The following is a 17,226-nucleotide window of genomic DNA, read 5'->3' on the forward strand; positions in this document are numbered from 1 at the left end:
AATCGAGCCCGCAGCCGGTTCCGGTTCCGCTTCCGGTGCCGGCCGCTGCAAGAGATGATCTGAGTCAGTGCTGAAGCACGGGCTCAGATCGATCGCGGCAGTCACGCCCCGACTTTCCGAACGGGCGCTTTCTTTGCGGCCGGCGCCTTCGTCGCCGTCCTTGCGGCCGTCTTTGCGGCCGTCTTCTTTGCCGGCGCTGCTACGGCCTCGGCTTCATGCTCTTGCGTCTCGTCGGCCGCCGCGGCCCGCGCCGTTCTCGGTGATCGTCCGGCCGACTTGGCCGCGGTCTTGGCCGAGGGCTCCTTCTTTTCGAACTCGAAGCCGATCTTTCCGTCACTCTGCTTGACGAGGTAGGCCTTGAAATTGCGGCCCGTGCGCGAGGATTTGAAGCCCGTCAGCAGATCGGTACGGCCTTCCGTGAGCAATTTCGCCGTTTGGTCTCTTGCGATCTCCTGCTGGAGGATGACCTTGCCCGAGCGAAAATCGCAACTCTTCGGCGTCGCCACGGCGTTCTCGCAGACGTAGCTCATGCCATGCTCGTAGACGTTCGATCCGCATTTCGGGCAAGCGCCTACGGGTTCCTGATCGGAGAAATCGGGCGCTTCGCCGTCCTCGCCTCCCTGGTCCTGGCCGAAGTCGAATTCAAGCTTGTAGTTCTTGATTTCGTCGTCGAACGCGAGCTTGAGAATGGCCGAGAACGGCCGCCCCATCTTGCTGCGAAAACCTGACAGTGGGCCGATCTCTTTCTTGGCCAGCAACGTTTCCACTTCGTCGATTTCGAACTGCCGGCTACCCGGAATCTTCGAGATCGAGAAATCACACTGAGTGCAGGCGAAGCGCCGATAGTTTTCCTTCACCTGCCCACCGCAATTCGGGCAAGGCGTGGAAAGCGTCGCATAATCGCCGGGAATCGTGTCCGAGTCGTATTCTTTCGCACGCTTGACGATGGTTTGCGTCATGCGCGCGATCTCCTGCATGAACGCGTCGCGCGCGAGCCCGCCGCGCTCCATCTGCGCAAGCTTGTGCTCCCACTCGCCCGTGAGCTCGGGGGCCGTCAGTTCCTTGACGCCGAGCCCGCGTAACAACGTCATCAGCTGAAACGCCTTGGCGGTCGGGATCAGGTCGCGGCCCTCGCGCACGAGATACTTCTCGCCGAGCAAGCCTTCGATGATCGCCGCCCGTGTGGCCGGCGTGCCGAGTCCCTTTGCCGCCATCGCCTCGCGCAGCTCGTCGTCTTCGACGAGCTTGCCGGCGCCCTCCATCGCCGAGAGCAGCGTCGCTTCGTTGTAGCGCGCGGGCGGCTTCGTCGTCAGCCCGTGCGCGGCGATCTTGTCGGTCTTGACCTTCTCGTCTTTCTGCACAGGGGCGAGGTTGCCTTCCTCGCCGCCCGCGTCACGGCCGTACACTTGCAGCCAGCCCGGCTCCACCAGTACTTTCCCTTCGGTCTTGAACTGATGCCCTGCGACCTCGGTGATGCGCGTCGTGACGCGATACTCGGCCGCGGGGAAGAAGACCGCGAGAAAACGCTTGACGACGAGATCGTAAAGCTTCTGCTCGGGCTCGGAGAGCGACTTCGGTGCCTGCAGCGTCGGAATGATCGCGAAGTGATCGCTGATCTTCGAATTGTCGAAGATCCGCTTGTTAGGCTTGACCCAGTTCTTGTCGAGCACCTGCTTCGCGAACGGCAGGTAGTTGTTGCTCTCTTTCAGCATTTCGAGCGTGCTGTTCACCGTGCCGAGGTAGTCCTCGGGCAGTGCGCGCGCATCGGTACGCGGGTAGGTGAGCACCTTGTGCTTCTCGTAAAGCGCCTGGGCGAGGCCGAGCGTGTTCTTTGCGGAAAAACCGAAGCGGCCGTTCGCTTCGCGTTGCAAGCTCGTCAGATCAAAGAGCAGCGGCGAAAGCTGGCTCGACGGCTTCGATTCCTCCGTCACCGTGCCGATCTGGTCGCGGCACGCTGCCACGACGGTCTCGGCGGCGGCAACGCTCCAGAGCCTCGATTCGCGTTTTTCGGGATCGAACTCGTCGCGCTTGAACTTCGGGTCGAACCAGCGGCCCTCGTAGAAGCCGCCCGCACAGACGAAGTCGGCGCGCACTTCCCAATAGTCGCGCGCGACAAACGTGCGGATCTTCTCCTCCCGCTCGACGACGATCGACAGCGTAGGTGTCTGCACGCGCCCGACGGTCGTGAGGAAGAAGCCGCCGCCCTTGCTGTTGAACGCCGTCATCGCCCGCGTGCCGTTGATGCCGACGAGCCAGTCGGCCTCGGAGCGGCAGCGCGCCGCGTCGGCGAGCGGCTGCATGTCGGCGTCGCTACGCAGACGCGCGAAGCCATCTCGGATCGCGGCGGGCGTCATCGATTGCAGCCACAGCCGTTGCACCGGCTGCTTGGCCTTCGCATGCTGGACGATCAGCCGAAAGATGAGCTCGCCTTCGCGGCCCGCGTCGCATGCGTTGATGAGTCGATCGACGTCCTTGCGCTTCATCAGCTTGGTCAGGACCTTGAGCCGCGACTCGCTTTTCGCAATGGGATTCAGATCGAAGTGCGGCGGAATCACGGGCAAGTGCGCGAAGCTCCACTTGCCGCGCTTGACTTCGTATTCCTCGGGTGCGGCGATCTCCAACAAATGGCCGACCGCCGACGAAAGAACGTATTCGTCGCTCTCGAAGTAATCGTCATGTTTCGTGAAGCCGCCGAGCGCTCGAGCGATGTCGTTCGCGACGGAGGGCTTCTCGGCAATGATCAGTGCTTTGGACATGACTGGATATCGTGGGTGTTCGGGGTCATAACCCGTATAGTGGTTCCCTTCAACGACCGCTTTATAGCACACGGCGCGCGGATGGCGGCCTTCCATCCGAAAACGAGCGTCGTTTATGCATTATTTCAAGCGCCGTGGTCGCGACACAGATCAGCCATCCAGCATCGTCGGTGCCGCGATCGCCCGATTGCGCAATCGCGCTTGGGGCACGCAAAGAAAAAGGGTCAGGCTGCGATCAGCGCCGGACGAAGCTTCGGGGCTCCGACGGCGCCGGGCAGGGCGGTCAGCTCCGAAAGCAGGCGTTCAGCGATCGAGACGTGCGGCAACACGGTGCCAAAAAAGCGCGTGGTTGTGGCGTCTTCGATGAGCAGGGTCGGAAAGTTTTCGACGTCGAGGTCTTCGAAGCGATCCGCATGCGTTTCGATGTCGATCCAGACGAAGCAAATCTCGGGATGGGCATCCGCAAGCCGGTCGAAATCGGCGCGATAGTCCCGACATGTACCGCACCACTCGGCGCACAGGCACGCGACGAGAAGCGTCTCGTCGTCATTCACGCGCTCGGCGATCCGGTCCGAATCGGTATCGAGGTTCAGCGCGGGCATCGAGGTATTCCTTGCAATGTTTTTGGCTCTTTGTCTCGTGTGACTCTAGCACGCCGTAGTCTTGTCGGTCAGCGCGGGGGCCGCACGGTTCTCACGAATCGGCCCCCCGGCAGCGCGTTCAGCCGTCCCGCCAGTTCGAGCTCGAGGAGCATGCCCTGGAGTGTCGCGCTGTCGATGTCGGTCCGGGCCGCGAGGATTTCAAGGGTCGCGGGTGCGTGGCCGAGCGCATCGAGCACGCGAGCCGCGCGGCCGTCGGGCGGTGGCGTGTCGCGGCTGCCCGCGCGTTGCTGCGCTGCCGCCGGCTCGATGCCGAGTTCCTCGAAGACGTCCTCCGGCGTCTCGGTCAGCTTCGCGCCGTCTTTGATGAGCCGGTGGCAGCCGCGAGAAAGCGGCGAGTGGATCGATCCGGGCACGGCGAACACCTCGCGCCCCATTTCGTTGGCGAGCCGCGCCGTGATCAGCGATCCCGAGCGCAGCGCTGCCTCGACGATCAGGACGCCTCTCGCCAGCCCCGCGATCAGCCGATTGCGCCGTGGGAAATGCTCGCGCCGAGCGGGTGTGCCGAGCGGCCATTCTGAGACGATCGCACCGCGCTCGGCAATCTCGGAGGCGAGCGCCCCATGCCGAGCCGGATAGACGATGTCGACGCCCGTGCCGACGACCGCGACGGTGTCGCCGTGTACATCGAGCGCGCCGCGGTGGGCGGCGCCGTCGATGCCGAGCGCGAGCCCGGAGACGATCGTGAGCCCCGCGCTCGCGAGGGCGCTGGCGAAGTATTCGGCATCCTCGAGCCCCTGAGGCGTGGCGCCGCGACTGCCGACGATGGCCACTGCCGGCTCGAGCAGCAGTTCCAGCCGCCCTTTCACATAGAGCAGCGGCGGCGGATCGTGCATGGCCCGCAAGGCGGCCGGATAGGCCGCGTCGCGCAGGGAAACGAGCGCGTTGCCGGCCCCCCGGCACCAGGCGGCAACGCTTGCCACGATTTCATCGAGCATGGCCGAGGGCGGCGCAAGCACGGCACGTGCGGCGGGCTCGCCGGCCACCGCCGCGAGCGACTGGAACGGCTCGACGCGTATCGCCTGCGGCGTGCCAAATGTGTCGATGAGCGCGCGTAGCGCGGCGTGCGTGAGCCCGCGCGCGCCGGCGAGCGTCAGCCACGCGGCCAACTCGGCGTCGGTCATGCGCGGCGCTTGCATGGGGCGTGGACTCGCCGCGCACGAAAGGGCGAGGTGCATGATAGAATTTTCATCATCCGAAATGATCTCCTGTGCAACGCGAGCGCCCGCCTGCCTTGGTTCGCAGGGGGCTGAGGCGCGCGGCCTCCGGCGTATCTTGGCCGTGCGATCGGGACCGGACAAGCTGGCCGAACGGCATATCGACGAGCGCGGGAATTCCGACCATCATCATTTGTATGCGAGCGCCTGCCGTCGTATCGGCTCATGCGCGAACGAACGTCGCGCGCGTTGCGCTCGGGAACGAGACTTTTTGAATCATGGCTTTGTTGAACATCCTCCATTACCCAGACAAGCGGCTGCACAAGGTCGCCAAACCCGTCGCGGTCGTCGACGAGCGCATCCGCAAACTCGTCGCCGACATGGCCGAGACGATGTACGCGGCGCCCGGCGTGGGACTCGCGGCGACGCAGGTGGACGTCCACGAGCGCGTCATCGTGATCGACGTATCCGAGACGCACGAGGAGCTGCGCGTCTTCATCAACCCCGAGATCGTCTGGTCGAGCGATGAGCGCAAGATTGCCGAAGAGGGCTGCCTCTCCGTGCCGGGCATTTATGACAACGTCGAACGCGCCGAAAAGGTCCGCGTGCGCGCGTTGAACGAGCGCGGCGAGCCGTTCGAGCTCGATTGCGAAGGCTTGCTCGCGGTCTGCATCCAGCACGAAATGGATCACCTGTTGGGGCGCGTTTTCGTCGAATACCTGTCGCCGCTCAAGCAGTCGCGCATCAAGACGAAGATGAAAAAGCTCGAGCACGCGATGTAACGCCCGCCTTCGGATACGCGCTTGCTCATGACACACCGATTACGCGTCGTTTTCGCCGGCACGCCCGAGTTCGCCGCGGCGGGCTTGGCCGAGATTCACGAGGCGGGCTTTCCCGTGCCGCTCGTGCTGACCCAGCCGGACCGGCCCGCCGGCCGCGGCATGAAGCTGCAGGCGAGCGCCGTCAAGCGCTACGCCGTCGAGCACGGGCTCGCGCTCGCGCAGCCCCCGTCGCTGCGCCGTGACGGCAAGTTCCCGGCCGAGGCCGCGGCCGCGATCCAACAGCTGAAGGCGACGCCGCACGACGTGATGGTCGTAGCGGCCTATGGGCTGCTGCTTCCGCAGGAAGTGCTCGACATCCCCCAGCATGGCTGCATCAACATCCACGCCTCGCTGTTGCCGCGCTGGCGCGGCGCGGCCCCGATCCATCGATCGATCGAGGCAGGCGACGTCGAAACGGGCGTCACGATCATGCGGATGGACGCGGGACTCGACACGGGGCCGATGCTGAGCGTCGCGCAAACGCCGATCGAGCCGCGCGACACGACGGCGACGCTGCACGACAAGCTTGCCGCGCTCGGCGCCCGGCTGATCGTCGACGCGCTTGTCGAGCTCGAGCGGAGCGGCAGGCTCGTTGCCACGCCCCAGCCTGACGTCGGCGTGACCTACGCTGAAAAGATCGGCAAGGACGAGGCCACGCTCGATTGGCGGCGGCCGGCCGAGGCGCTTGCCCGGCAAGTCCGCGCATTCGATCCGTTCCCCGGGGGCGCCGCCACGCTCGACGACGGCTCGCCCCTGAAGATTTGGGCCGCCGAGCCCGTTGCCTCCAAGCGAAACGGTACCGAACCGGGTACGATCGTCGAGGTCGCGTCCGCAGGCGTCGTCGTCGCCTGCGGCGAAGGCGCCCTGCGACTCACGCAGTTGCAAAGGCCCGGCGGCAAGCGCCTGACGGTACGCGAGTTCCTCGCGGGCATTCCGCTCGAGGCCGGCAGGCGGTTCGCGCTGCCGCACTAGTTTTGGCAAGGAGCACTGGCCCATGTTCGGCATCACCCATTTCCCGTTTTTCGTCGTCGCGGTTTTCCTCTTGAACGTGACGCCGGGGCCGGACACGGCATACATCGTTGGCCGCAGCGTCGCGCAAGGACGCGGGGCGGGGCTGATGTCGGCGCTCGGCATCTCGGCCGGCTGCTGTGTGCATACGCTCGCCTGCGCGTTCGGCCTGACTGCGCTCATTGCTGCCTCTGCGGCTGCCTTCACGGTGGTCAAAATCGTCGGCGCGTTTTATCTGATGTATCTCGGCGTGCGGCTCATTTTCACCGGTCCTTCCAAGAAGGGCACGGACGCCGCACGACAAGCAAGCGCGCCCGCCGCGCCGAAGCCACTGAGGCAGCTTTTCGTCCAGGGCTTCTGGACCAACGTGCTGAACCCGAAGGTAGTCTTGTTCTTCGTCTCCTTTTTCCCGCAGTTCGTCGCGGCCGAAAGCGAACACAACACCCTCGCGTTCCTGATGCTCGGCGCCGTCTTCATCGCGATGAGCGCGGTCTGGAACAGCTTCGTGGCCTGGATTGCCGGCAGCGTGACGCAGCGTCTCGGCGGCAAGCCCGGCGTCAAGAAGTGGCTCGACCGCGTCGTGGGCAGCGCATTTGTCGGCCTGGGACTGAAACTCGCCACGGCGCAACATTGAACATTGAATTTTTCTGCTCTGCCACAACCTAACGAATCGCTTACAATCGATCGCTGCGTATGGCGACGCGGCGCGCTTTCCGCGCGCCGGCAACGAAGCCCTTGGTGAGAAGAAAGGAAAAGGAGTCCACATGTTCAACTGGGTCAAAACCGCGATGCTGATGGCGGCGATCACGGCCCTTTTTGTCGTGATCGGTGGGATGATCGGCGGTTCGCGCGGCATGGTCTTCGCGCTGGTCATTGCGTTTGCGATGAATTTCTTTTCGTACTGGTTCTCGGACAAGATGGTCCTGCGCATGTACAACGCTCAGGAAGTCGACGAGGCCGCGGCGCCGCAGTTCTACAGGATGGTTCGTGAGCTCGCGACACGCGCCGAACTGCCGATGCCGCGCGTCTATCTGATCAACGAAGATGCGCCGAATGCTTTCGCAACGGGCCGCAATCCCGAGCATGCGGCCGTCGCCGCGACGACGGGCATCTTGCGTATCCTGTCCGAGCGGGAGATGCGCGGCGTGATGGCGCACGAGCTCTCGCACGTGAAGCACCGCGACATCCTGATCTCGACGATTTCGGCGACGATGGCTGGCGCGATCTCCGCGCTTGCCAATTTCGCGATGTTCTTCGGCGGGCGCGACGAGGAAGGGCGTCCCGCCAATCCGATCGCGGGCATTGCCGTGGCGTTGCTCGCACCGATCGCGGCGGCGATGATCCAGATGGCAATTTCGCGCTCGCGCGAGTTCGAGGCCGATCGCGGCGGCGCACGGCTGTCCGGCGATCCTCAGGCGCTCGCGTCGGCGCTCGACAAGATCCACCGGTACGCCTCGGGCATCCCGTTCCCGGCGGCCGAAGCCCATCCGACCACGGCGCAAATGATGATTCTGAATCCGCTCTCGGGCGGCGGTATCGCGAATCTCTTCTCGACGCACCCGTCCACGGAGGAGCGCATTGCGCGCCTCATGGAAATGGCTCGTACGGGACGTTACGACTGAGCGCAAACGGGGCGGCCGTGCGCGCCCCGTCCATGGTATCGGGCTCTCCGACGAGAGCGGCTACAATGTCGCGTTTGTTCTACGCGATGCCCTGAGCGGCATGCCGGTTCGTCTCTTCCCATGACCCGATCTTCGTCGCCGCGCCGCCACGCCGCTAAACCTGCAACCGCGCGCGGCCTCCATCTGTCGGCACTGCATCTCGCACCCGATTCGCTCGGCTTTGCACTCGATGCGGCGGCACAAGCCGTGTGCGTGGTGCGCGGGGGCACGGCGTTGCCCGCGGCGCTCGCCGCCGTCCACGCGCAAAGCCCGGCCGCCGCGGTCGCGCTATCGCGGGGGGCGGTGCAGGATATCGCTTATCGGACGCTGCGCCGCCTCGGCACGGCGGATTGGTTGGTAGCCCGGCTCGTTCGCAAGCCGCCGCCAGCTCATGTCGCTTGCCTGCTCGCCTGTGCGCTCGCTTTGCTTGCCGACGAGGAAGATGGCGCGGTGACCGGAGCCGAGAGCCGTTCGGCCTATGCTCCCTATACCGTCGTGGATCAAGCCGTCAGCGCGATTGGTGCTCGGCGCGAGCTGGCCTTTGCCAAGGGACTTGTCAACGCGGTGCTGCGCAACTTCGTGCGCGAGCGGGCTTCGCTGCTCGGCGAGGCCGCGACCGATGCCGTCGCGCGATGGAACTATCCGCGCTGGTGGATCGACGCGGTGGCGCGCGCGTGGCCCGAGCGTTGGCGGGAGATTCTCGACGTCGGCAACCGGCCGGGCCCGCTGACGCTGCGCGTCAATGCGCGACGCGCGACAGTCGCGGCCTATCAGCAGACGCTGCGCGAAGCGGGAATCGAGGCGCTCGCAATCGGCACACATGCGCTGCGGCTCGCGGCCCCATTGCCGGTCGAGCGAATTCCAGGCTTTGCCGAGGGCGTCGTATCGGTGCAGGACGCCGGGGCGCAGCTCGCGGCCGAATGGCTCGGCGCGCGCGACGGCATGCGCGTGCTCGACGCATGCGCGGCACCGGGCGGAAAGACCTGCCACGTCCTCGAGCTTGCCGACGTGAGACTCGTCGCGCTCGAGAGCGATGCCGAGCGAGCCGTGCGCATCGGCGAAAATCTGCAGCGTCTCGGGCTCAAGGCCGAAGTGCGCATCGGCGATGCGGGCGCGCCCGGGACGTGGCACGACGGCACCGCGTTCGATCGCGTTCTTGCCGACGTGCCTTGTTCGGCGTCCGGCATCGTTCGCCGTCATCCGGACATCCGCTGGCTGCGCCGGCCCGCCGACATCGCGGCGCTCGCGCGCGAGCAGCAACGTATCGTCGATGCGCTTTGGCCGCTCGTCGCGCCTGGAGGAGAGCTGCTTTACGTCACTTGTTCGATCTTTCCCGAGGAGGGCGAGCAGCAGGCCGCGCGGTTTGAACGCGTGCATCAAGATGCGGTACGATTGGACGCGCCGGGGCAACTGGCGCCGGTCTCGGCCAGCGCGGCGAACGCGCTGGCGGCGTCCACGACAGCCGGCATGCGCGCCGCTGAGCGCACCGGGTCCGACATCGACCACGACGGTTTTTTCTACGCGCGCTTTCAGAAACGGTGACGATCAGCAAACGCTTTTTCCCGCTTCGGCTCGTGGCCGTGCTCTGGATAGGGCTGACCTTTTGCCTCGCCGCGGCGGCGCCGGCGCATGCCGATCCGATTGCCGTCCAGCGCGCATCGCTGCAGGCCGACGGTTCGGGATGGAGTCTCGATGCGCGCTTCGAGTTCGAGCTGAACAGCAGCCTCGTCGAGGCGGTCAATCGGGGGGTGCCGCTTTATTTCACGACCGACTTCGAGTTGACGCGCGCGCGCTGGTATTGGTTCGACGAGCAGCCGGTGTCGATCTCCCAGACGTGGCGTCTTTCGTTTCAGCCGCTCACACGCGAGTACCGTGTCACGAGTGGCGGTCTGCAGCTCGGTTTCGGCTCGCTCGACGACGCCCTCGCGGTCATCAAGCACGTGACCTCCTGGCACGTGATCGACCGCACGCAGGTGCGGGCGGGCGAAACGTACACGGCATCGGTACGGATGGCGCTCGATACGGCGCTGATGCCGAAGCCGTTTCAGGTCGACGCGGTGAACAACCGCGATTGGTCGCTTGCTTCCGATTGGAAGCGCTTTACGTTTACGGTGGCCGAACATGCTAAGTAAGGCGCAGGTGCGTCGTGCCGCTGACGCCAAGAGCATCGTGCTGCGCGTGCTCGTCTCGACGGTCGCGGTGACGGCGCTCTTGCTGCTCTTGCTGCTGGCCGCCGCGAGCGCGAACACCGAGTTCTTCGATCGCTACTATTCGTGGCTCTACGCAGCGAACATCGCCGTTGCGCTCGTTTTTCTGCTCGTCGTCGTCGCGCTTTGCGTGATGATTCTCGTGCGCTTGCGCAAGGGCAAATTCGGCACGCGGCTGCTTGCGAAGCTCGCTATATTTTTCGCCCTCGTCGGCGTTGTGCCGGGTGCCATCATCTATGTCGTCTCGTATCAATTCGTCTCGCGCAGCATCGAGTCGTGGTTCGACGTGAACGTCGAGACGGCGCTCACGTCGGGTCTGAATCTTGGCCGCGGCATGCTCGACGCGACGCTCTCGGATCTGCAGACGAAGGCACGCCTGATGTCCGAGCAGCTCGCGAGCGCCGGTCCGGCCAATACGACGATCACGCTGCTGCGGTTGCGCGATCAGTTCGGGGTTCAGGAGGCGATGGTCCTCGAATCGGTGAGCGGCGGCGTGTCGGGTGCGGCGCCGGGACTGCATGTCGTCGCGCAGGCGTCGGGCGGCAACATCGCGTCGCTCGTGCCGGACGATATGCCGACAGCGCTCATGATCGATCAGGCTCGTAGGCGCGGTTTCGCGGCGGTCGAGGGCGAAGTCGACGACGATTCGCATGCGAAAGGCTCCAAGGGTGCACTGCGCTTGCGCGTCGTCGAGCGCATTCCGGATGCCAGCACGTCGCTGTTGCAGCCGGCCGAGCGCTACTTGCAACTGACGCAACCCGTATCGCCCTCGCTTGCGCGCAATGCCGACGCGGTACAACGCGCCTATCGCGAATACCAGGAGAAGGCGCTGGGCCGCACGGGGCTGCGCAAGATGTACATCGGGACGCTGACGCTCGCCCTCTTTCTCGCGACGTTCATCGCGATGATGCTTGCGCTCGCGCTCGGCAATCAGCTCGCGCGGCCGCTTTTCCTGCTGGCGCAGGGAACGAAGGAAGTCGCCGAGGGCGACTACACGCCCAAGCGCGAGATCAAGACGCGCGACGAGCTCGGCTTTCTGACCCAGTCGTTCAATGCGATGACGCGCCAGCTTTCGGAAGCACGCGCGGCCGTGGAACGAAACCGCATCGCGCTCGAGCACTCGAAGGCCTACCTCGAGAGCATCCTCGCGAATCTGACGGCAGGCGTGTTCGTGCTCGACCGGCAGTTCCGTCTCACCACGGCCAATCGCGGCGCCGAGCGCATCTTCCGGCAGCCGTTCCAGTCAATGCTCGGCGCTTCGCTCGAGCGCATCGGCGTCATGGCGGAATTCGCGGCGATGGTCCGCAAGGCGTTTGCGGATCGCGACGCGGCGAGCACGGGCGGCCCGGACGACGGCCACTGGCAGCAGCAATTCGCCGTGCCGGTGGCCGGTGAAACGGAGCCGATCACGCTGCTCGTGCGTGGCTCGCGGCTCGTTGCGAGTCTCGAGGGCGTCCTCGACGCGGAACCCGACGAAGCGCAAACGACGGGCTACGTGATCGTGTTCGACGACATCTCCGACGTGATCTCGGCGCAGCGTTCCGCTGCGTGGGGAGAAGTAGCGCGGCGGCTCGCCCATGAGATCAAGAACCCACTCACGCCGATTCAGCTCTCGGCCGAGCGATTGCAGATGAAGCTCGCGGACAAGCTGACACCGCCCGATGCCGACGTGCTCAAGCGTGGCGCGACGACGATCGTGAACCAGGTGGCCGCGATGAAGCGAATGGTGGACGATTTTCGCGAGTACGCGCGCACGCCCCCGGCCGTGCTGGCGAACTTGCAGCTGAACGAACTCGTGACCGAAGTCCTTTCGCTTTATGGCATCGAGGAAGGCAAGAGCCCGATCGTCGTCGATCTGCACACGTTGCCGGTCATCAAAGGTGACGCGACGCAGTTGCGCCAGGTCATTCACAATCTGCTGCAAAATGCGCAGGACGCGGTCGCCGACGTCGAAAATCCACGTGTCGTGCTCGAGACCAAGACAGTAGAATATGGCGATCCCGACGCCCAAGGCAAAGTGCGCGTCGCGGTGCGCCTGACGGTCTCGGACAACGGACCGGGCTTTCCCGCCCGCATTCTCACGCGCGCATTCGAGCCTTATGTGACGACGAAGGCCAAAGGGACGGGGCTCGGGCTTGCCACGGTGAAGAAGATCGTCGACGAGCACGGCGCTCGCATCGACATTCGCAATCGCGTCAAGTCGGGCGAGACCGTCGAGGGTGCGCAGATTTCGATTTTGTTCCTGGAAATGGCGGACGACGGCGCGCCGCCCGCGGCAGGGCATGTGGCAACGCGCGGGGGCGCCACGCCGGGAACGACAAAAGCAATAGCGCAGACAAGGGCAGCATAAATGGCAACCATCCTGGTGGTAGACGACGAAATGGGTATTCGGGAGTTGCTCTCGGAAATCCTGAGCGACGAGGGACATGCCGTGGAAGTGGCGGAAAACGCGCAGCAGGCGCGGGATTACCGCTTGCGCCAAGCGCCCGACCTGGTGTTGCTCGACATCTGGATGCCCGATACGGACGGCGTGACGCTGCTCAAGGAGTGGGCGGCGCAGGGGCAATTGACGATGCCCGTCATCATGATGTCGGGACATGCGACGATCGATACGGCCGTCGAAGCGACGAAAATCGGCGCGCTCAACTTTCTGGAAAAACCGATCGCGTTGCAGAAGTTGTTGAAGGCAGTCGAGCAAGGGCTGGCGCGTGGCACCGCGCTGCCGGCCGTAGGCGGCGTCGCCGCGGCGAAGTCGACCGTACCCGCCAACGCGACGACGGTCGCCGCGGCCGTTGCGCTGCCCGGCCTCACTGCCGACAATGCGTCGGCGGGCGCCGTCGCCGCGCAGGCGGCCTCGATTTCATTCGATATCCCGCTGCGCGACGCGCGCGACGCGTTCGAGCGCGCCTACTTCGAGTACCATCTCGCGCGCGAGAACGGGAGCATGACGCGCGTGGCCGAAAAGACGGGCCTCGAGCGCACCCACCTTTATCGAAAGCTCAAGCAACTCGGCGTCGACCTCGGCAAGAACAAAGGGGAATGACGAGGCGTCAAAAGCGCTTGAGGAGCCATGAAGACCTTGCTATAATCTCGCTTCTTCGTGGCCCGGTAGCTCAGTTGGTAGAGCAGCGGATTGAAAATCCGCGTGTCGGTGGTTCGATTCCGCCCCAGGCCACCAGCGGTACATAACCCCAAGAATCGCAAGGTTCTTGGGGTTTTCTTCATTGCTTCGGGATCGTCGCCGGGGCGCATCGGCGCACGTCAATTGTGCGGGCAGCGCAGATGTTGCCGGCCCGACCCCAGGTATAAGGAACGGAACGCCTGGCTTCGGAAGGCGAGGCCTATACTGGGGAAGCCGAAGGCGTGTCGGCGCGGCGCGCGATGCGCCGCGCAATCGCTGCGGTTCCTTTTCATTACGCCTCACGGAGTGTTCACGGTGATTGAGAGAGACGCTACGACAGGCGCGCTCGTGTTGTTTTCGGGCGGCCAGGATTCGGCCACGTGTCTGGCTTGGGCGCTCGATCGCTACGAGACTGTCGAAACGATCGGCTTCGATTATGGCCAGCGCCATCGCGTCGAGCTCGAGTGCCGCGAGGGTATCCGTGAAAGGCTCGCCCGAGACTTCCCCGCGTGGGCCGGCCGGCTCGGCGACGATCATCTGATCGATCTCTCCGTGCTCGGCTCGATCAGCGATACCGCCATGACGCGAGAGATCGAGATCGAGACTGCCGCGAGCGGGTTGCCGAATACGTTCGTGCCGGGCCGCAACCTGATGTTCATGACGATCGCCGCCGCGGTGGCTTATCGGCGCGGTCTGCGCGTGCTCGTCGGCGGAATGTGCGAGACTGACTTTTCGGGTTACCCGGATTGTCGCGACGACACGATGAAGGCGCTGCAGGTCACGCTCAATCTCGGGATGGCGAGCCGCCAGATCATCGAAACGCCGCTGATGTGGCTCGACAAGGCCGACACGTGGCGGCTTGCCGATTCGATCGGCGGGCAGGCGCTCGTGGAGTTGATTCGGGTCGAAACTCACACGTGCTACGTCGGCGAGCGCGCGGAGCTGCACGACTGGGGTTTCGGCTGCGGCGAATGCCCGGCGTGCCGGCTTCGCAAGCGCGGCTACGAGGCCTATCTGACCGGCGAGAAGGTGACCCAGCCCGCGTGAGCCGGGCGCACCGCGCGTCGCCGCGAGCATGGACGGAAAAAAGGCAACATGACATACGCAGTCAAGGAAGTCTTCTACACGCTACAGGGCGAAGGCGCGAACGCAGGGCGCCCCGCAGTCTTCTGCCGCTTCGCCGGATGCAATCTCTGGTCCGGGCGCGAAGAGGACCGCGAGAGCGCCGTGTGCCGCTTTTGCGATACGGACTTCATCGGCACGGACGGCGAAAACGGTGGCAAGTATCGCGATGCCGCCGCGCTCGTCGACAAGATCGCCTCGCTCTGGCCGACGGGCGAGGACTATCGTTTCGTCGTCTGCACGGGCGGGGAGCCGATGCTGCAGCTCGACGCGCCGCTCATCGATGCGCTGCATGCGGCCGGCTTCGAAGTGGCGATCGAGACGAACGGCTCGCTCCCGGTGCTCGAATCGATCGATTGGGTTTGTGTGAGCCCGAAGGCCGACGCGCCGCTCGTCGTCACGAAGGGCGACGAGCTGAAGGTCGTCATTCCGCAGGACAATCAGCGTCTCGCCGAATACGCGGCGCTCGATTTCGATCACTTCCTCGTGCAGCCGATGGACGGCCCGTCGCGCGACATCAACACGCGGCTCGCGATCGACTGGTGCAAGCGCCATCCGAAATGGCGCTTGTCGATGCAAACGCACAAGTACCTGAACATTCCCTAACGTTGCCGTGCTGACGATTACTCGAAAACTCGAATTCGATGCGGGTCACCGCATTCCCGATCACCGCAGCCAGTGCCGCAATCTGCACGGGCATCGCTATGTGCTCGAAATCACGCTGCAAGGCGACGTGATCGAGACGGAGGGCGCGCCCGATCGCGGCATGGTGATGGATTTCGCCGACGTGAAATCGCTCGCGATGGAGCATCTCGTGAGCCGTTGGGACCACGCATTCCTCGTCTATGAAGGCGACGAGCGCGTGCGCGATTTTCTCCAGTCGATGCCCGATCACAAGACCGTCGTGCTCGAGCGCGTACCCACCGTCGAAAATCTCGCGGCGATCGCTTTCGAGACGCTTTCTCACGTCTATGACGCGCATTATGGCGTCAATCTTCGCCTCACTCGCGTGCGGCTTTTCGAAACGCCGAACTGCTGGGCCGATTTCGTCCGCGACGCATGACGGCGTCGGGCGGCCGCGTTATTGTCACGGTATGATCGGTGGCGTTCAAGGGAGGAAGCGGCCGATGAGCGCATTCACGAATCCCCTCAAAGAGCGCCTGAAGGAAGCCGAGCCTCTCTATGGGCTTTGGCTGTCGCTCGGCAGCCCCGACGCGGCCGAGGCGCTCGCGCATACCGGGTTCGACTGGCTCTGCATCGATATGGAGCACGCGCCCAACGATTCGGCCGACGTCACGGCCCAGTTGCGGGCCATCGCGGCAGCCCATATGCCGACCGAGCCCGTCGTGCGCGTGCCGGCGGACGAGCCTTGGCTCGTCAAGCGCGTCCTCGATGCGGGCGCGCGGACGCTGATGTTCCCCAATATCGAATCGGCCGAAGCCGCGGCACGCGTTGTGCGTCTTACGCGGTATCCCGGCGCGGGTTCGCCCGATGGTCTGCGCGGCGTGGCGGGAGTCGTCCGGGCGTCCGCGTTCGGTGCGCGGCGCGACTATCTGCAGAGCGCCAACACGCAAATCGCGACGATCGTGCAGATCGAATCGGCACGCGGACTCGAAGAGGTCGAGCGGATCGCCGCGACGCCGGGCGTCGATTGCCTGTTCGTCGGGCCTGCCGATCTGGCCGCGAGCCTCGGGCATCTCGGCGATACGAAGCATCCGGACGTGCTGGCCGCGCTCGCTCGCGTGGCCGCGGCGGCCAGGCAGGCCGCGGTGGCGGCGGGCATTTTCGCGCTCGACCCGGCGAGCGCCCGGCAATACCGCGAGGCGGGCTTTCAGTTCATCTCGCTCGCCGCCGACGTGCTGTGGCTCGTGCGCGCCGCGCGCAGCGCGTTGCAGGAGGTACGGACATGAGGAAAGAGATGCTGGCCGCGTGGGCGCGTTCGGCGCTCCCGGCAGTTTCCGCGCTCGCGCTGACCCTCGGCGGGCTCGTGCACGGCAAAGCCGCGCTCGCCGATGAAGCCCCGCTCGCGCAAGCGAAGTCTCCGCAGGCGAAGCCGGCCGCGCCCGCTCCTGCGGAGAGCGACCCCGAGACGCAGTCGGCAGTCGCGGACTACAACGCCGGCAACTTCAGCTCGGCGCTCAAGGAGTTCCAAGATGCGGCCGAGCGCGGCAATCGGCTCGCGCAGTTCAACTACGCGATGATGCTGCTCAACGGCGAGGGCACGCCGACGAACGTCGACGAAGCACGCCGATGGCTACGCAAAGCGGCGGACGCCAACATGTCACACGCGCAGTACGTCTACGGCCGCATGTACGACGACGGCGAGTTCGTTTCGCGCGACCCTGCCGAGGCGCACCGGTGGTTCCTGAAAGCCGCGCAGCAGGGCCACGTGCAGGCCGAGCTCGCGCTCGCGAACCAGTTTCTCGACGGACGCGGCACCGCGCGCGACAACAAGCAGGCGTTCTACTGGTACAAGAAGGCGGCCGAAGGTGGCGATATGACGGCTCAATACGTGACGGGCTCTTTCTATGAGCGAGGCGGTGACGGCGTCACGCGCAACATCAACGTCGCACGCGCTTACTACGCGGCCGCGGCCGCGCAGGGCGATCCGGCGGCGCGCCTGAAATTTCAACAGCTCTCCAGCGAGTTGAAGCGGGAAGCGCAAGGGCAGCAGCCGAAGCCGCAGTAGCCCCGAGCGCGTTCGGAGCCGGTTG

Annotated in this window: 16 protein-coding genes and 1 tRNA gene; 14 read left to right on the top strand and 3 right to left on the bottom strand. The window is 65.1% G+C overall.

What is annotated here, in order from left to right; all coding sequences use genetic code 11:
• Nucleotides 1-101 precede the first annotated feature (101 nt).
• From B0G57_RS14415 to dprA, 3 genes are all read right to left on the bottom strand, one after another.
• Nucleotides 102-2,756, bottom strand: coding sequence for a DNA topoisomerase III (locus B0G57_RS14415; RefSeq protein WP_020566248.1), 2,655 nt, complete (start codon nt 2,754-2,756; stop codon nt 102-104).
• A 224-nt stretch (nt 2,757-2,980) separates the two neighbouring features.
• Nucleotides 2,981-3,358 carry a thioredoxin family protein gene (locus tag B0G57_RS14420; RefSeq protein ID WP_018441298.1) on the bottom strand — a complete coding sequence of 126 codons (378 nt, stop codon included), beginning with the start codon at nt 3,356-3,358 and terminating at the stop codon, nt 2,981-2,983.
• A 68-nt stretch (nt 3,359-3,426) separates the two neighbouring features.
• Nucleotides 3,427-4,593 (bottom strand): DNA-processing protein DprA, encoded by a 1,167-nt coding sequence (dprA, locus tag B0G57_RS14425; RefSeq protein ID WP_408646727.1) that lies wholly within the window; start codon nt 4,591-4,593, stop codon nt 3,427-3,429.
• A gap of 257 nt (nt 4,594-4,850) precedes the next feature.
• On the opposite strand from dprA, the gene def reads away from it, so the two are divergent.
• From def to B0G57_RS14495, 14 genes are all read left to right on the top strand, one after another.
• Complete coding sequence (gene def, locus B0G57_RS14430; protein ID WP_018441295.1) at nt 4,851-5,354, top strand: peptide deformylase; 504 nt, start codon at nt 4,851-4,853, stop codon at nt 5,352-5,354.
• Between the two features lie 27 nt (nt 5,355-5,381).
• Nucleotides 5,382-6,365 carry a methionyl-tRNA formyltransferase gene (fmt, locus tag B0G57_RS14435; protein ID WP_018441294.1) on the top strand — a complete coding sequence of 328 codons (984 nt, stop codon included), beginning with the start codon at nt 5,382-5,384 and terminating at the stop codon, nt 6,363-6,365.
• Between the two features lie 22 nt (nt 6,366-6,387).
• Entirely contained in the window at nt 6,388-7,035 is a 648-nt protein-coding gene (locus tag B0G57_RS14440; RefSeq protein WP_018441293.1) for a LysE family translocator, read from the top strand.
• 130 nt (nt 7,036-7,165) lie between these two features.
• On the top strand, nt 7,166-8,023 hold the full coding sequence (gene htpX / locus B0G57_RS14445) for a zinc metalloprotease HtpX (RefSeq protein WP_018441291.1): 858 nt from the start codon (nt 7,166-7,168) through the stop codon (nt 8,021-8,023).
• A 120-nt stretch (nt 8,024-8,143) separates the two neighbouring features.
• The gene (gene rsmB / locus B0G57_RS14450; RefSeq protein WP_018441290.1) at nt 8,144-9,604 is read left to right on the top strand and encodes a 16S rRNA (cytosine(967)-C(5))-methyltransferase RsmB; all 1,461 of its coding nucleotides are present in this window, start codon (nt 8,144-8,146) and stop codon (nt 9,602-9,604) included.
• Entirely contained in the window at nt 9,601-10,194 is a 594-nt protein-coding gene (locus B0G57_RS14455) for a DUF4390 domain-containing protein (protein ID WP_018441289.1), read from the top strand. Before rsmB ends, B0G57_RS14455 begins: the two co-directional genes overlap by 4 nt.
• Entirely contained in the window at nt 10,184-12,619 is a 2,436-nt protein-coding gene (locus B0G57_RS14460) for a sensor histidine kinase (RefSeq protein ID WP_018441288.1), read from the top strand. Before B0G57_RS14455 ends, B0G57_RS14460 begins: the two co-directional genes overlap by 11 nt.
• Nucleotides 12,620-13,312, top strand: coding sequence for a response regulator transcription factor EsaR (esaR, locus tag B0G57_RS14465; protein ID WP_018441287.1), 693 nt, complete (start codon nt 12,620-12,622; stop codon nt 13,310-13,312).
• 59 nt (nt 13,313-13,371) lie between these two features.
• Nucleotides 13,372-13,447: transfer RNA gene (locus tag B0G57_RS14470), tRNA-Phe, on the top strand.
• A gap of 258 nt (nt 13,448-13,705) precedes the next feature.
• On the top strand, nt 13,706-14,437 hold the full coding sequence (queC, locus tag B0G57_RS14475; protein ID WP_026229779.1) for a 7-cyano-7-deazaguanine synthase QueC: 732 nt from the start codon (nt 13,706-13,708) through the stop codon (nt 14,435-14,437).
• A gap of 48 nt (nt 14,438-14,485) precedes the next feature.
• Nucleotides 14,486-15,118 (top strand): 7-carboxy-7-deazaguanine synthase, encoded by a 633-nt coding sequence (gene queE / locus B0G57_RS14480; protein ID WP_018441285.1) that lies wholly within the window; start codon nt 14,486-14,488, stop codon nt 15,116-15,118.
• Nucleotides 15,119-15,128: 10 nt separating this feature from the next.
• On the top strand, nt 15,129-15,575 hold the full coding sequence (gene queD, locus B0G57_RS14485; protein ID WP_026229778.1) for a 6-carboxytetrahydropterin synthase QueD: 447 nt from the start codon (nt 15,129-15,131) through the stop codon (nt 15,573-15,575).
• Between the two features lie 64 nt (nt 15,576-15,639).
• Nucleotides 15,640-16,422, top strand: a complete 783-nt coding sequence (locus B0G57_RS14490) for an HpcH/HpaI aldolase family protein (RefSeq protein WP_018441283.1) — start codon at nt 15,640-15,642, stop codon at nt 16,420-16,422.
• Nucleotides 16,419-17,201 carry a tetratricopeptide repeat protein gene (locus B0G57_RS14495; protein WP_018441282.1) on the top strand — a complete coding sequence of 261 codons (783 nt, stop codon included), beginning with the start codon at nt 16,419-16,421 and terminating at the stop codon, nt 17,199-17,201. The genes B0G57_RS14490 and B0G57_RS14495 overlap by 4 nt, the downstream gene beginning before the upstream one ends.
• The last annotated feature ends 25 nt before the right edge of the window (nt 17,202-17,226 follow it).

This window comes from Trinickia symbiotica (assembly GCF_002934455.1).
GTDB lineage: Bacteria > Pseudomonadota > Gammaproteobacteria > Burkholderiales > Burkholderiaceae > Trinickia > Trinickia symbiotica.

Excerpts from the sequence above, each read along its gene's own strand:
- fmt (WP_018441294.1), top strand. The coding sequence starts at position 5,382 with ATGACACACCGATTACGCGTCGTTTTCGCCGGCACGCCCGAGTTCGCC.
- B0G57_RS14460 (WP_018441288.1), top strand. The coding sequence starts at position 10,184 with ATGCTAAGTAAGGCGCAGGTGCGTCGTGCCGCTGACGCCAAGAGCATC.
- B0G57_RS14440 (WP_018441293.1), top strand. The coding sequence starts at position 6,388 with ATGTTCGGCATCACCCATTTCCCGTTTTTCGTCGTCGCGGTTTTCCTC.
- B0G57_RS14415 (WP_020566248.1), bottom strand. The coding sequence starts at position 2,756 with ATGTCCAAAGCACTGATCATTGCCGAGAAGCCCTCCGTCGCGAACGAC.
- htpX (WP_018441291.1), top strand. The coding sequence starts at position 7,166 with ATGTTCAACTGGGTCAAAACCGCGATGCTGATGGCGGCGATCACGGCC.
- rsmB (WP_018441290.1), top strand. The coding sequence starts at position 8,144 with ATGACCCGATCTTCGTCGCCGCGCCGCCACGCCGCTAAACCTGCAACC.
- B0G57_RS14495 (WP_018441282.1), top strand. The coding sequence starts at position 16,419 with ATGAGGAAAGAGATGCTGGCCGCGTGGGCGCGTTCGGCGCTCCCGGCA.
- queE (WP_018441285.1), top strand. The coding sequence starts at position 14,486 with ATGACATACGCAGTCAAGGAAGTCTTCTACACGCTACAGGGCGAAGGC.
- dprA (WP_408646727.1), bottom strand. The coding sequence starts at position 4,593 with ATGCACCTCGCCCTTTCGTGCGCGGCGAGTCCACGCCCCATGCAAGCG.
- def (WP_018441295.1), top strand. The coding sequence starts at position 4,851 with ATGGCTTTGTTGAACATCCTCCATTACCCAGACAAGCGGCTGCACAAG.
- B0G57_RS14490 (WP_018441283.1), top strand. The coding sequence starts at position 15,640 with ATGAGCGCATTCACGAATCCCCTCAAAGAGCGCCTGAAGGAAGCCGAG.
- esaR (WP_018441287.1), top strand. The coding sequence starts at position 12,620 with ATGGCAACCATCCTGGTGGTAGACGACGAAATGGGTATTCGGGAGTTG.
- B0G57_RS14420 (WP_018441298.1), bottom strand. The coding sequence starts at position 3,358 with ATGCCCGCGCTGAACCTCGATACCGATTCGGACCGGATCGCCGAGCGC.